The sequence below is a fragment of the Streptomyces sp. NPDC052910 genome, assembly GCF_055585605.1.
In genome coordinates this window covers 1-14,006 of the sequence record NZ_JBVJJR010000005.1, presented here as the reverse complement: position 1 = coordinate 14,006, position 14,006 = coordinate 1, and the positions used below count along the sequence as shown (strand labels likewise).

Here is a 14,006-nt window from a genome sequence, read left to right as displayed (position 1 = left end):
GAGCGGCCGGGGGCGAAGCGGGAGCGGGCGGCCATGGGCCGCACCACCCTCTCCCTGCTCGCGACCGCGGCGGCGCTTGCGGCCGTCACCGGTGTCGCGGTGGTGACCGGGCCCTCGGGCGACGCCGGGAGCGCCGGCACCGACACCGCGCAGGGCGTGCGGGCCGCCGGCCGGGTGCCGGTCCAGCGCTCGGCCGTGGTCTGCCCGGCGCCGAGCTCCTCCGAGGTGGCGGAGACGACGTACACGGCGTTCTCCCCCGGCGCCCCGGGCGGATCCGGTGCCACCGGCGGCGGGGGCGCGCGGCGGCCCGCCGAGCTGGTGCCGGTGACGACGGCGAGGAGCCAGGCCCCGGCGGCCAAGGACGGCAAGGACGGAAAGGCCGGGAAGCCGGACGAGAAGAACCCGGCGGCGAAGAAGGAGAGCGACAAGGCCGCCCCGGGCGCCGGGCCGGTCCTCACCCTCAAGGCTCCCGGCGCCCCCGCGACCGCCACCACCGACCGCTCCGACGCCCCCGCCCTCCTCGGCGCCGCCGACGGACCGCTCGCCCCCGGCTTCACCGTCCGGCAGACGACGTCCGTCGCGGCGGGCAGCGGGCGCGGCCTGCACGGGCTGACATGCGCGCCGGCCGACACGTCGTTCTGGTTCCCGGGCGTCTCCACGGCCAAGGGCCGCCAGGACTACGTCCACCTCACCAACCCCGACCCCGGCACCGCCGCCGTCGTCGACCTGGAGCTGTACGGCAAGGACGGCCGCGTCGCGGCGCCCGCCGGCGAGGGCGTGACCGTTCCGCCGCGTTCGTCGGTGCCCGTCCTGCTGAGCACCCTGACCGACACGCCCGCCGAGAACCTCACCCTGCACGTCACCGCCCGTTCCGGGCGGGTCGGCGCGGCCGTGCAGGCGTCCGACGAGAAGCAGGGCGGTGACTGGCTGCCCGCCTCCGAGCCGGCCGCCACCGCCGTCCTCCCGGGCATCCCGGCCGACGCCACCTCCGTGCGGCTCGTCGCCTTCGCCCCCGGCGCCGAGGACGCCGACCTCACCCTCCGCTTCGCCGGCCCGACCGGGTCGATCACCCCGGCGGGACACGAGACGCTGCACGTCAGGAGCGGCACCACGGAGTCGGCCGAACTGGACGGCGTCGCCCGGGGCGAGGCCGGTTCGCTGCTGCTGACCGCCGAGGGCGGCGGGAAGGTCGTCGCCGGGCTGCGGGTGACCCGGGGCAAGGGCGACAAGCAGGAGACGGCGTTCCTCCCGGCGACCGGCCCGGTCGGCGCCCGCGGCACGGTGGCGGACGACCGGGCCAAGGGCACGGCGCTGTCCCTGACGGCGCCCGGCGCGGAGGCGCGGGTCAAGGTCACGGCCTGGGCGGCGGGCGGGGGCGGTGGCCCGGCCACGCGGACGTACACCGTCCGGTCCGGCACCACGCTCACGGTGGAGCCGCCCGTTCCGGGAGGCGGGGGCAAGGGCGGTCACGCGCTCACGGTGGAGACGGTCTCCGGCGGCCCGGTGCACGCCGCCCTGACGCTGACGCTTCCGCGCGACGGCGTCCCGGCGTTCACCGTGCAGCCCGTCCCGGATGACCGTTCCATGGTGGAGGTCCCGGCGGTGCGGTCGGACCTGACGACGGTGATGCGCTGACGACGGCGGTGCGCTGATGACGGTGATGTGCTGACGGTGGGCGCGCGCCGAAGGCGACGGCAGGGCGGGGACGGTGACCGCGCGCTCGGCGGCCGTACGCGAAACGCGGGAGGGGGCGGCGCCGGCCCCCCGCGCCCGCGTCAGTCCTGCCCGTAGCGGGGGTCCACCGACTCCGGGGCCAGCCCCAGCAGTTCGGCCACCTGCTCGACGACGACCTCGTGCACCAGCAGCGCCCGGTCGTCACGGTTCTTGGAGCGGATCTCCACCGGGCGGCGGTAGATGACGATGCGGTCGGGGTCGTCGCCGTGCGCCGCCACGTACCGGCCGAGCGGGACCGAGCCGCCGTCGAGGAACAGCGCCTCGCCCGGCTCGCCGTCCTCGCCCGGCACGGGCACCTCCCGCACCACGAAGTCCACGGACGCCAGTTGCGGCCAGCGGCGCTCCAGCCGCTCCGCCGAGTCGTGGACGAGGTCGACGAACGCCTCCGCGCGGCTCACCGACAGCGGAACCTGCGGCGGGGCGATCGGACCGCGCATACCGCGGCCGTGCCGGTCGCGGTGGCGTGGACGCCGGCCGGAGGGGCCGGGCGGACCGGGCGGACCGGCAGGGGAAGGTACGGGGCTGTCGGGGCTGTCCATCACCTCGAAGGGTATCCGCCGGTCGGCCGTGTACGCGCGGTAGCCGCGCATCTCATCGGATGTCACCCGATGAGCGTTCCGATGTTGCTTGCGATCGGATAAAGCCGACGCCGCGACCGCCGATCGCATCCCGAATGACACTATGGTGGCTGAGTGATGACAGAGTTCCAGGGCCGCGCATCCTGTTCCACGCCGTCCCCGCGCAGGTCGACCCGGCGGTTCGGGGGCGGTGTCCACCGGGCGCTCCGGCACGACACGGAGGGGTGAGCCAGGAGTGAGTCGTCGCGGCCCGCTCAAGAGTGCGGTACCGTCCCACCTCGTGAGCCCTGTACGTCGCTGTTCGCGCACCGCGTGTGGCCGCCCGGCCGTCGCGACGCTGACGTACGTCTACGCCGATTCGACCGCCGTCCTCGGCCCGCTCGCCACCTACGCCGAACCCCACTGCTACGACCTGTGCGCCGAGCACTCGGAGCGGCTGACCGCCCCCCGCGGGTGGGACGTCGTCCGGCTGGCCGTGGACACCGGTCCCGCCCGTCCCAGCAGTGACGACCTCGAAGCGCTGGCCAACGCCGTGCGGGAGGCGGCCCGTCCGCAGGAGCGTGCCGCGGGCGGTGGGTCCGTCGGCCCGGTCGGTTCCGTCGGCGGGCAGGCCAAGGGGCCCATCGGTCCCACCAGCCGTGAGGTCAACCCGATGGAGGTCGCCCGCCGGGGTCACCTCAGGGTGCTGCGGTCGCCCGACTCCTGAGGCGTCGCGCCCTGAAGCCCCGCCGCCCGGCGGCCGGTTCCGGCCGATTCGCCCGGGGGCTTTCACCACGGTCCGTCCCTTTCCGGGGCTTCAGCGGCTTTCAGAGCGCCTCTGCCCCTCTTTACCCCTCTTTCTCGGCCCGGCGACACGCGTCCGGCCGCCCGACAGCCGGGTGTCTTCACCGTTCGCCGAGCGCTCAACCCCCCACCTTCCCCGGAGATTCGACCCGGATTCGCCCCCGGTTCGGCCCCTCCGCGGCCGTCCGCCGCCGGAACCGGTGATGGGTCCGGGTAGGTTTGGGTACCTGTACCGGACCTGTACCGGACTCCAGGAGGGTGAGACGTGGCTGATCTGTCGCAGCTCGTGAAGGCGTACGACGTGCGTGGTGTGGTCCCCGACCAGTGGGACGAGGCGCTCGCCGAGCTCTTCGGCGCTGCCTTCGCCAAGGTGACGGAGGCGGACGCGATCGTCGTCGGGCACGACATGCGGCCCTCGTCCCCCGGGCTGGCCCGGGCCTTCGCGCGCGGCGCCGCCGCCCGGGGCGCCGACGTCACCGAGATCGGGCTCTGCTCGACCGACCAGTTGTACTTCGCCAGCGGTCATCTCGGCCTGCCCGGCGCCATGTTCACGGCCAGCCACAACCCGGCGCGGTACAACGGCATCAAGATGTGCCGCGCGGGAGCCGCCCCCGTCGGCCAGGACACCGGCCTCGCCGAGATCCGCGCCCTGGTGGAGGACTGGTCGGAGAACGGCGCCCCCGAGCCCGTCGCCACCCCCGGCACCCTGTCGCAGCGGGACACCCTCGCCGACTACGCCGCCCACCTGCGCTCCCTGGTCGACCTCGGCCGGATCCGGCGGCTGAAGACCGTCGTCGACGCGGGCAACGGCATGGGCGGCCACACCGTCCCCACCGTCCTGGAGGGCCTGCCGATCGACTTGGTCGCCCTCTACTTCGAGCTCGACGGCACCTTCCCCAACCACGAGGCCAACCCCCTCGACCCCAAGAACCTGGTCGACCTCCAGGCCAAGGTCCGCGAGACCGGCGCCGACATCGGCCTCGCCTTCGACGGCGACGCCGACCGCTGCTTCGTCGTCGACGAGAACGGCGACCCCGTCTCCCCGTCCGCCATCACCGCCCTGGTCGCCGCCCGCGAACTCGGCAAGCACCCCGGCGGAACGGTCATCCACAACCTCATCACCTCCTGGTCGGTGCCCGAGGTCGTCAAGGAGAACGGCGGCAAGCCGGTCCGCACCCGCGTCGGGCACTCCTTCATCAAGCAGGAGATGGCCCGCACGGGCGCCATCTTCGGCGGCGAGCACTCCGCCCACTACTACTTCCGCGACTTCTGGAACGCCGACACCGGCATGCTCGCCGCGCTGCACGTCCTCGCCGCCCTCGGCGGCCAGGACAAGCCGCTCTCCGAGCTGGTCCGCGAGTACGACCGCTACGCCGCCTCCGGCGAGATCAACAGCACCGTCGCCGACCAGCCGGGCCGCGCCGCGGCCGTCCGCGCCGCCTACGCGGACCGCGACGACGTCGAGCTCGATGAGCTGGACGGCCTCACGGTCACCGCCGCCGACTGGTGGTTCAACCTCCGCGCCTCCAACACCGAGCCGCTCCTGCGGCTCAACGTCGAGGCCCGCGACGCGGAGACGGTCGCCCGGGTCCGCGACGAGGTCCTGGCCATCGTCCGCGCCTGAGGGGCGCACCGCCGTCCCGGTTTCCCGCCGGACGTCATCACGGTGACGTCCGGCGGTACCCTGACCGCACAGAGACGCACACCCGACGCACACCTCCCGAAGGGAACCCCCATGCCGCTCGAAGCCGGCCTCCTGGAGATCCTCGCCTGCCCGGCGTGCCACGCGCCCCTGCGGCAGGAAGCGGACGGCTCCGGCGAGACCACCGAGCTGGTGTGCGAGAGCGAGAGCTGCGCCCTGGCGTACCCCGTCCGCGACGGCATCCCCGTCCTCCTGGTGGACGAGGCCCGGCGCCCCCACTGAGCCGCGCCGTCCCGGCCGGCACCCCCGCACACCACGGCGATCGGAGCTGATCAACGGTGTTCGACGAGTCACTCCTCGATGACCCCGACGCCCTCGCCCGTGCCGACGTCCACGGCCTGTTGCGCGGTGCCGCCGAGTCCGGCGCCCGGGTCCGGACGGCCGTCCGCAACGCCGCCGAGGCGGGCGTCGGAACGCTGCGGCCCGACGGGCGCCCGCGCGCCGTCCTCGTCGCCGGGCCCGGCCCGGCCGCCGGCTCCGCGGCCGACCTGCTGGCCGCGCTCGCCGGCGGCGGCTGCCCCGTCGCCCACCTCCGCCCCACCGGCGTCGCCGCCGCCCCGGGCGCCCTGCGCTGGACGCTCCCCGGCTGGATCGGCCCGGTCGACCTGCTCCTCGTCGTCAGCCCCGACGGCACCGAGCCCGGCCTCGCCCTGCTGCTGGAACAGGCGTACCGCCGCGGCTGCTCCGTCGTCTGCGTGACTCCGGCCGGCACCCCGCTCGCCGACGCCACCGCCCAGGCCCGCGGCCTGGCCGTCCCGCTGACCAGCACCCCGTACGAGACGACGATGGCCGGCGACGACACCCCCGCGCGCCCGGAGAACGGCGAGAACGTCCTGCCGACCGGTCCCGGCACGCTGTGGTCCCTGCTCACCCCGCTGCTCGTGCTCGCCGACCGCATCGGCCTGTTCGAGGCCCCGCAACCGGCTCTGGACGCGCTCGCCGACCGGCTGGACCGGCTCGCCGAACGCTGCGGCCCGGCCACCGCCACCTACGGCAACCCCGCCAAGACCCTCGCCGCCGAACTGGCCGACACCCTCCCGCTGATCTGGACCGAGGGCGAGCTCGCGGCCGCCGCCGGCCGCCGCTTCGCGACCGTCCTCGCCGCACTGGCCGGCCGCCCGGCCCTCGCCGCCGAGCTGCCCGAGGCGCTCACCGCGCACAGCGCCCTGCTCTCCGGCTCGCTCGCCGCCGGGGCCGACCCCGACGACTTCTTCCGCGACCGCGTCGACGAACCGGAGGCCCTGCACGCCCGGGTCGTCCTGCTGCGGGAGCGTGCTCCCGACGTCACCTCGCCCGTCCCCGGCGCCCGCGACCTGGCGCTGCACCGGGACACCCCGGTCAGCGAGCTGGAGGCCGCCGAGGGCGCGAGCGCCCTGGAGACCGCCGCCGAGCTGCTGGCCGTGACCGACTTCGCCGCCGTCTACCTGGCCCTCGCCGGTACCCCCTAAGCCCGTCCGCGGGCCGGACCGTCGCCCGGTCCGGGCGCCCCGGACCCGTACGCACCGCGCCGGACCCGTCCGCACACGTCAGGAACCGCCCCCCATGGACCGCCTCGCCAACACCGTGCGCCCCTACGCCTGGGGCTCCACCACCGCGATCCCCGGCCTCCTCGGCACCCCGGTGACCGGTGAGCCCCAGGCCGAGCTCTGGATGGGCGCCCACCCCGGCGCCCCCTCCCGCGTCGACCGGGGCGACGGGCCGCGCCCCCTGACCGACGTCATCGCCGCCGGCCCCGAGCGCGAGCTCGGCGCCCCGGCCGTCCGTGCCTTCGGCCCCCGGCTCCCGTTCCTGCTCAAGCTGCTCGCCGCCGCCGCCCCGCTCTCCCTTCAAGTGCACCCCGACCGGGCCCGGGCGGAGGCCGGCTTCGCCGCCGAGGAAGCCCGCGGCATCCCGCTCGACGCACCGCACCGCACCTACAAGGACCCGCACCACAAGCCCGAACTCCTCTGCGCCCTCACGCCGTTCGACGGGCTGTGCGGCTTCCGCGACCCGGTGCGGACGGCGGACCTGTTCGAGGCCCTCGGCGTCGACGCGCTCAAGCCGTACGTCGACCTGCTGCGCGCCCACCCCGCGTCCGACGCGCTCCGCGAGGTCCTGACCGCCGTCCTCACCGCCGACCGCGCGGCGATGGCGGAGACCGTCGCCCAGGCCGCCGCCGCGGCCGGCCGGCTGGCCGCCGAGGACGGCCCCTACCGGGCCGACTGCGCCGCCTACGCCTCCGTCGCCCGGCACTACCCCGGCGACCCGGGCGTCCTCGCCGCCATGCTCCTCAACCACGTACGGCTCCAGCCCGGCGAGGCCCTGCACCTGGGCGCCGGGGTGCCGCACGCCTATCTGGAGGGGCTCGGCGTCGAGATCATGGCGGGCTCGGACAACGTGCTGCGGTGCGGGCTGACCCCCAAGCACGTCGACGTTCCCGAGCTGCTGCGGGTCGTCCGCTTCGAACCCACCGTCCCCGCCGTGCTGCGGCCGGAGGCCGGGCCGGACGAGGAGGAGGTGTACGACGCCCCCGTCGACGAGTTCCGCCTCTCCCGTTACGTACGGGCCACCGACGCCCCGCCCGTGACGCTGGACGCGCCCGCCCCCCAGATCCTCCTGTGCACCGCCGGTACCGTCCGCCTCGGTGGTGACGCCGGTGACGTGGAGCTGGCGCGCGGCGAGTCCGTGTTCGTCCCGGCGGGGGAGCGCGTGGAACTGCGGGGAGAGGGCACGCTGTTCCGCGCCACCGTCGCGCTGTGAGGCCGGGAAGGCCGCGGCTGCTGACACAATGGCCCGCCGAAGGCGGCAAAGAAACAGCAAAGACCATCGCGGTGACCCCGTGGTGGGCCCGTGGCGGAAGGGACACCCCGTACGTATGAGTGCTCAAGGCGGAACGAAGGCCATCGTCGCCGCGCTGGGGGCCAACCTGGCCATCGCCGTGGCGAAGTTCGTCGCCTTCGCGTTCAGCGGCTCGTCGTCGATGCTCGCGGAGGGGGTCCACTCGGTCGCCGACTCCGGCAACCAGGCCCTGCTGCTGATCGGCGGAAAGAAGGCCAAGAAAGCGGCGAGCGAGGAACACCCCTTCGGCTACGGGCGCGAGCGGTACGTCTACGGCTTCCTCGTCGCGATCGTCCTGTTCACCATCGGTGGCGTCTTCGCCCTCTACGAGGGCTACGAGAAGATCAAGAACCCGCACGAGCTCGACAACTGGTACTGGCCGGTGGGCGTGCTCCTGTTCGCCGTCATCGCCGAGGGCTTCTCCTTCCGCACGGCCATCGCCGAATCGAACGAACTGCGCGGCCGGCAGTCCTGGAAACAGTTCGTGCGCACGGCCAAGGCGCCCGAACTGCCCGTGGTCCTCCTGGAGGACTTCGGCGCCCTCGTCGGCCTCGTCCTCGCCCTCTGCGGCGTCGGCCTCACCGTCGCCACCGGCAACGGTGTCTGGGACGGCATCGGCACCCTCTGCATCGGCGCCCTCCTCGTCCTCATCGCCCTCGTCCTCGCCGCCGAGACCAAGTCCCTCCTCCTCGGCGAGGCCGCCGGACCCGAGCAGGTCGCCCGCATCCGCGAGGCCGCCGTCGACGGCGCGACCGTGACGGGCGTCATCCACATGCGCACGCTCCACCTCGGCCCCGAGGAACTCCTCGTCGCCGCCAAGATCGCCGTACGCCACGACGACACCGCCGCCGACGTGGCCCGAGCCATCGACGCTGCCGAAACCCGCATCCGCACCGCGGTCCCCATCGCCCGCGTCATCTACCTCGAACCCGACGTCTACAGCGAAACGGCAGCGGCAGCGGGCCCGGACCCGGCGGCGACCCCGGGGGGACCCGGCCCCACCCCCAACCCGTCCGGCGTTTGAGGATCTCGCGGCGAGGCGTGATGCCCGGGGCCGAGAGCGCGGTGACCAGCCCGTCCGGCGTCTGAAAACCTCGCGCCTCGCGGCGGAGCCGCGAAGCGGGGCCCGGGGCGCGGCCCCGAAGAAACGGTGAAAGGGCGGGACCGGGGAACCGCCCGCGCCGGCCGGTAGGCCGGCCTCTCGGCGGGACCCCCTCCGGCGCCGGGCGCCCGCCGAACAGGCTCCCAGCGCCCCGCCCGACCGCGCCCGCCGCCCCACCAAGCCTCAGCGCGACGCCCCCAAAACCCGCAACACCCCCGAAGCATCCGGCGCCGCCGACAACCGCTCCCGGAACCCGGAATCCAACAGCCTCCGCGCCAACACCCCCAGAATCCGCACATGCTCCTCGTCCGCCCCCTCAGGCACGGCGACGGCGAAGAGCAGCTGCACGGGGACACCGTCCGCCGCCCCCCAGTCGATCCCCTCGGACGAACGGGCGAAGGCGACGACCGGAGCCGCGACCGCGCCGGTCCGGGCGTGGGGAAAGGCGACGGCCTCCCCGGCCGCGGTGGTGCCCCGTGCCTCCCGCGCGAGCAGGGCGGCCACCAGGGCTTCGCCGTCGAGCACGGCGTCATCCGCGGCGAGCAGCCCGGCCAGTTCCCGGATGGCCTCCTCCTTGCGGCGCGCGGTGAGCCAGGGGCGGATGGTCCGCACGGACAGCAACCCGCCCAGCGCTTCCCCCGCGGCGGGCGCGGGCGATCCGGTGGACGCGGGGGAAGCGGCGGACGCGGGGGAAGCCGCAGCCCCACCACCCCCCACCCCCATCAGACTCACCGTCACCAACGCCGTCACCACCGTCCCCATCCCGACGGCGACGAAGAACATGGGCACGCCGCCCACCGCCCCCAGCAGCGCGACGACCGGCCCGCCGTGCGGCACCGCGTCGGTGACCGCGGCGACCCCCGCGATGGCGCCGGCCACCGCACCGCCGAGCAGGTTCGCGGGGATCACCCGCGCGGGCCGCGCCGCGGCGAACGGAATCGCCCCCTCGGTGATACCGAAGAAGCCCATGATCAGCGCCGCGAGCCCCGCCTCGCGCTCCTGCGCGGGGAACAGGGCACGCCGCACCAGCGTCGCCAGCCCCTGCCCGAGGGGCGGCACGGGGATCGCGGCAGCGCAGACGCCCATCACCTCCGGTCTCCGGGAGACCAGCCCGGCCCCGAAGAGGAAGGCCGTCTTGTTGACCGGCCCACCCATGTCGAAGGTGATCATCAGCCCCAGCAGGACCCCCAGCCCGGCGGCGCCCGCGCCATGCAGCCCGGCGAGTCCGTCGGTGAGGTGGTCGAAGACCCACGAGACCGGCCGGCCGAGCGCGTAGACGAAGAACAGGCCGAGAACGGACGAGGCCACCACCGGGATGACGATGACCGGCATCACCGGCCGGACGAAGCGCCGCACCGGAACCCGTCGCATCGCGAGCACCAGCCACCCGGCCAGGAACCCGGTGACGATCGCCCCCAGGAACCCCGCGCCCGACCGCGATCCGTAGAGCGCGCCGTCGCTCGCCAGCCACCCGCCGACCATGCCCGGCACCAGCGCCGCCCGGTCGGCGAGCGCGCACGCGATGTACCCGGAGAGGACAGGCAGCATCAGCGCGAACCCGACCTCGCCGATCCGGTGCACGTGCTCCCAGCACGACCCGGCGGGAATCGCCAGCCCGTGCGGCCCGGCCCGCCCGCCCAGCCCGAGCGAGACGGCGATCAGCAGCCCGCCGGTGACGACGAACGGGATCATGTAGGAGACGCCGTTCATCAGTGCCCGGTACCCGACGGCTCCGGCCGCGCCGCCGAAGAGCGGAGCCTCGAAGAAGCCACCCCTCGGGCCGCCCTCCCGCCCCCTGCCCGCCGGGTGGTGAAGGGGCGCGTCCTCCACCCGCCGGATCAGCAGCTCCGGATGGCGGATGCCGTCGGCCACCCCGGTGACGAGCACCCGCTTGCCGGCGAACCGGGCCAGGTCCACGTCCTTGTCGGCCGCGACGATCACTCCGTCGGCCGCCGCGATGTCCCCGGCGGTCAGCACGTTCTCCGCACCGATGGAGCCCTGGGTCTCCACCCGCATGCGGTGCCCGAGCGCCTCGGCGGCCCGGACCAGCTTCTCGGCCGCCATATAGGTGTGGGCGATACCCGTGGGACAGGCGGTCACGGCGACCAGCCGGAGCGGCCGCGCGCCGCCTGTCCCGGCGCCGCTTTCCCCGACTTCCTCCGCGCCGGACGGCTCACCGCCGCCGCGGCCTCCCGTCGTCCCCCCGGAGGGATCGGCCGGACCGGTCACGGAGCCTCCTTCCCGGCACGCGCGTTCCCGGCGGTACCCACGGTCGAATCGAATTGCTCAGGGCACACCCTTCGGTCGCATCCTTCACAGCGGGACGGCGGATTCCGGGGAGGCGAGGCGCTTCCGGCGCGCTCGGCGGAGCGGGGAAGGAGCACGGAACTCCTCGGGAGCACGGAACCTTCCGCGACGTCCGGTAGAACCCGGTACCCCGTCACCAAACCACCGCGGCAAGCACGGATCCCAAGGAGGGGCTGGGGATCAGGGGGCCGTCCGGTGTAGATTCGGACGCGGTGCCAGACGTCGCTGCTGATGGCGGTCGGGCGGTTCGCACGACGGGCCGGCCGAGGGAGAGAGGACCTCCGACGGACTGCGCTGCGGCCAGGTGTGACGTGCGGGTGTCGAAGGGGACCGACACGCACGACGATCTGTCCGTCGCACGGCCGTACCCGAACCCTCGCTCGCCCTTCAGGAGGAGCAGCCCGTATGACCACCACCTCCACCGGCCAGGACTTCAAGGTCGCGGACCTTTCCCTGGCGGCATTCGGCCGTAAGGAGATCACCCTCGCCGAGCACGAGATGCCCGGTCTGATGGCGATCCGCAAGGAGTACGCGGAGGCGCAGCCGCTGGCGGGCGCCCGCATCACCGGCTCGCTGCACATGACCGTGCAGACGGCGGTGCTCATCGAGACCCTGGTGGCGCTGGGCGCGCGGGTGCGCTGGGCGTCCTGCAACATCTTCTCCACCCAGGACCACGCCGCCGCGGCCATCGCGGTGGGCCCGAACGGTACGCCGGACAACCCCCAGGGCGTCCCCGTCTTCGCCTGGAAGGGCGAGACGCTGGAGGAGTACTGGTGGTGCACGGAGCAGGCCCTCACCTGGCCGGACGCTCCGACCGGCGGCCCGAACATGATCCTGGACGACGGCGGTGACGCCACGCTGCTCGTGCACAAGGGCGTCGAGTTCGAGAAGGCCGGCGCGGCCCCGGACCCGTCCACGGCGGACAGCGAGGAGTACGCCCAGATCCTCACGCTGCTGAACCGCACGCTGGGGGAGAACCCCCGGAAGTGGACTCAGCTCGCGTCGGAGATCCGCGGCGTCACCGAGGAGACCACGACGGGCGTCCACCGCCTCTACGAGATGCAGGCGGCGGGCACCCTGCTCTTCCCGGCGATCAACGTGAACGACGCCGTGACGAAGTCCAAGTTCGACAACAAGTACGGCTGCCGCCACTCGCTCATCGACGGCATCAACCGCGCCACCGACGTCCTCATCGGCGGCAAGGTCGCGGTCGTCTGCGGCTACGGCGACGTCGGCAAGGGCTGCGCGGAGTCGCTGCGCGGCCAGGGCGCCCGGGTGATCGTCACCGAGATCGACCCTATCTGCGCGCTGCAGGCCGCGATGGACGGCTACCAGGTCGCCACTTTGGACGATGTCGTCGAGACCGCCGACATCTTCATCACCACGACCGGCAACAAGGACATCATCATGGCCTCCGACATGGCCAAGATGAAGCACCAGGCCATCGTGGGGAACATCGGCCACTTCGACAACGAGATCGACATGGCCGGTCTCGCGAAGATCCCCGGCATCGTCAAGGACGAGGTCAAGCCGCAGGTCCACACCTGGACCTTCCCCGACGGCAAGGTCCTCATCGTCCTGTCCGAGGGCCGCCTGCTGAACCTGGGCAACGCGACCGGCCACCCGTCCTTCGTGATGTCGAACTCGTTCGCCGACCAGACCCTGGCGCAGATCGAGCTCTTCACCAAGCCGGAGTCCTACCCGACCGACGTCTACGTGCTCCCCAAGCACCTGGACGAGAAGGTCGCCCGGCTCCACCTCGACGCGCTCGGCGTCAAGCTGACGACGCTCCGCCCGGAGCAGGCGGCGTACATCGGCGTCAAGGTCGAGGGCCCGTACAAGCCCGACCACTACCGTTACTGACGGCTCCCTCGGCGCCGGCGGTCCTCCCGACCGCCTCCGCGCCGGGAGCAGCCCCAGCAGCGTCAGCAGCCGGCGCACCAGCCGGCCGGCCAGGCCCCTGCCCTCGCGGCGGGGGCCTGGCCCGTTCGTGTCAAGGAACCCTCCATGCCCCGCGGCCGCTACTCGCTCCACGATCCGCACGACCACACCCCCCTCGGTGACGAACACTTCCAGTGCGCGACCGGGCCTTCCGGCTGGCGCTACGTCTCCACGACCACCCACGCGTCCGGCGCTCCGGCCGGCTCGGTCGATCTGACGATCGACGCGCTGGGCCGGCCCATCCGCCTTCAGCTCCGGTCCGCCGACTGGCAGGTGCGGGCGGCGGCTCTCGACGGGGTCACCTGGGTCCGCACCGATCCGTCCGGCGAACACGCGACGGAAGGCAACGTCCGGGCCCACGCCTTCACCGGTGTTTCCCCCGCTTTCCACGTGGCCCTGGCCCGCCTGCTCCGCCGGACCCCCGGCGGCCCGTCGACCCGCGTCCGCCTGGTCTCCTTCACCGCCCCCGTCCTCGCCCCCCTCACCGTCGACCAGTCGTGGTCCCTGGTCGGCAGGACACCACACACCACTGACAACGGGACCTTGGAAGTGGACGAGTACCAGGTCAGCGCCCTGGACACGGGGGAGCGGCACGCGGTCCACCTGGCCGGCGACGTCGTCCTGTCGGCCCCGGGCATCGAGCTGGAGGAGCTGGAGAGCCCGCCGTCGGTGTTCGACTGAGCTCGGAGGCTGGTAGGGTTTCCTTCTGCCCCACAGACCTGTTGACACGGGCGAGTGGGGGAGGTAGATTCGAACGGTTGGGACGGCTGGACTAGCTCGTCACCAACGGTTAGTATCTACATCGCTTCGAGTCGTGAGCAACGCTCACTTGATCGCGAAGCTCTTCGACTCCCTCAGAAGGAAGCGAAACGCCGAGTAAATCGGTCCGCTGAAAATCTGATAAAGTCGGAATCGCCGGAAAGCGAAAGCGAGAAGGCGAAACCCCACTCCAACAGGGGGCCGGAAACGGAATCCGAACCGGAAACGGAACGGAAAACGGATCTGGTAAGGTTGGAAACACCGAAGGGAAGCGCCCGGAGGA

12 protein-coding genes are annotated in these 14,006 nt (G+C 73.6%); 9 read left to right on the top strand and 3 right to left on the bottom strand.

From position 1 onward, the window contains the following. Positions 1-33: 33 nt before the first annotated feature. Positions 34-1,635 (top strand): DUF5719 family protein, encoded by a 1,602-nt coding sequence (locus tag ACZ6X9_RS19290; RefSeq protein ID WP_469779617.1) that lies wholly within the window; start codon positions 34-36, stop codon positions 1,633-1,635. A gap of 140 nt (positions 1,636-1,775) precedes the next feature. On the opposite strand, the gene ACZ6X9_RS19285 is transcribed toward ACZ6X9_RS19290, so the two are convergent. Continuing rightward, positions 1,776-2,273 (bottom strand): metallopeptidase family protein, encoded by a 498-nt coding sequence (locus ACZ6X9_RS19285; RefSeq protein ID WP_469779616.1) that lies wholly within the window; start codon positions 2,271-2,273, stop codon positions 1,776-1,778. 274 nt (positions 2,274-2,547) lie between these two features. On the opposite strand from ACZ6X9_RS19285, the gene ACZ6X9_RS19280 reads away from it, so the two are divergent. The 6 genes from ACZ6X9_RS19280 (at position 2,548) to ACZ6X9_RS19255 (ending at position 8,638) form a co-directional block, all read left to right on the top strand. Continuing rightward, positions 2,548-3,018 carry a DUF3499 domain-containing protein gene (locus ACZ6X9_RS19280; protein WP_469779212.1) on the top strand — a complete coding sequence of 157 codons (471 nt, stop codon included), beginning with the start codon at positions 2,548-2,550 and terminating at the stop codon, positions 3,016-3,018. A 342-nt stretch (positions 3,019-3,360) separates the two neighbouring features. After that, positions 3,361-4,719 carry a phosphomannomutase/phosphoglucomutase gene (locus ACZ6X9_RS19275; RefSeq protein WP_469779211.1) on the top strand — a complete coding sequence of 453 codons (1,359 nt, stop codon included), beginning with the start codon at positions 3,361-3,363 and terminating at the stop codon, positions 4,717-4,719. Between the two features lie 111 nt (positions 4,720-4,830). Then, a complete protein-coding gene (locus ACZ6X9_RS19270) occupies positions 4,831-5,019 on the top strand; it encodes a Trm112 family protein (RefSeq protein WP_469779210.1) in 189 nt (62 codons plus the stop codon). 56 nt (positions 5,020-5,075) lie between these two features. Beyond that, a complete protein-coding gene (locus ACZ6X9_RS19265) occupies positions 5,076-6,245 on the top strand; it encodes an SIS domain-containing protein (protein WP_469779209.1) in 1,170 nt (389 codons plus the stop codon). A gap of 94 nt (positions 6,246-6,339) precedes the next feature. Further along, on the top strand, positions 6,340-7,536 hold the full coding sequence (gene manA / locus ACZ6X9_RS19260; RefSeq protein ID WP_469779208.1) for a mannose-6-phosphate isomerase, class I: 1,197 nt from the start codon (positions 6,340-6,342) through the stop codon (positions 7,534-7,536). Between the two features lie 115 nt (positions 7,537-7,651). Continuing rightward, the gene (locus ACZ6X9_RS19255) at positions 7,652-8,638 is read left to right on the top strand and encodes a cation diffusion facilitator family transporter (RefSeq protein WP_469779207.1); all 987 of its coding nucleotides are present in this window, start codon (positions 7,652-7,654) and stop codon (positions 8,636-8,638) included. Between the two features lie 261 nt (positions 8,639-8,899). On the opposite strand, the gene ACZ6X9_RS19250 is transcribed toward ACZ6X9_RS19255, so the two are convergent. Further along, positions 8,900-10,945, bottom strand: coding sequence for a fructose-specific PTS transporter subunit EIIC (locus ACZ6X9_RS19250; protein WP_469779206.1), 2,046 nt, complete (start codon positions 10,943-10,945; stop codon positions 8,900-8,902). Between the two features lie 483 nt (positions 10,946-11,428). Between ACZ6X9_RS19250 and ahcY the strand changes: the two genes are divergently transcribed. Then, complete coding sequence (gene ahcY, locus ACZ6X9_RS19245; RefSeq protein WP_469779205.1) at positions 11,429-12,886, top strand: adenosylhomocysteinase; 1,458 nt, start codon at positions 11,429-11,431, stop codon at positions 12,884-12,886. A 144-nt stretch (positions 12,887-13,030) separates the two neighbouring features. Further along, positions 13,031-13,645 carry a hypothetical protein gene (locus ACZ6X9_RS19240; RefSeq protein ID WP_469779204.1) on the top strand — a complete coding sequence of 205 codons (615 nt, stop codon included), beginning with the start codon at positions 13,031-13,033 and terminating at the stop codon, positions 13,643-13,645. Between the two features lie 173 nt (positions 13,646-13,818). Here the strand turns inward: ACZ6X9_RS19240 and ACZ6X9_RS19235 are convergent. Continuing rightward, a partial coding sequence (locus tag ACZ6X9_RS19235; RefSeq protein ID WP_469779203.1) for a hypothetical protein occupies positions 13,819-14,006 on the bottom strand: 188 nt, incomplete at its 5' end.

Bases quoted from the DNA above. Each gene is read 5' to 3' on its own strand.
- ahcY (WP_469779205.1), top strand. From the start codon at position 11,429: ATGACCACCACCTCCACCGGCCAGGACTTCAAGGTCGCGGACCTTTCC.
- ACZ6X9_RS19285 (WP_469779616.1), bottom strand. From the start codon at position 2,273: ATGGACAGCCCCGACAGCCCCGTACCTTCCCCTGCCGGTCCGCCCGGT.
- ACZ6X9_RS19240 (WP_469779204.1), top strand. From the start codon at position 13,031: ATGCCCCGCGGCCGCTACTCGCTCCACGATCCGCACGACCACACCCCC.
- ACZ6X9_RS19255 (WP_469779207.1), top strand. From the start codon at position 7,652: ATGAGTGCTCAAGGCGGAACGAAGGCCATCGTCGCCGCGCTGGGGGCC.
- ACZ6X9_RS19270 (WP_469779210.1), top strand. From the start codon at position 4,831: ATGCCGCTCGAAGCCGGCCTCCTGGAGATCCTCGCCTGCCCGGCGTGC.
- manA (WP_469779208.1), top strand. From the start codon at position 6,340: ATGGACCGCCTCGCCAACACCGTGCGCCCCTACGCCTGGGGCTCCACC.
- ACZ6X9_RS19290 (WP_469779617.1), top strand. From the start codon at position 34: ATGGGCCGCACCACCCTCTCCCTGCTCGCGACCGCGGCGGCGCTTGCG.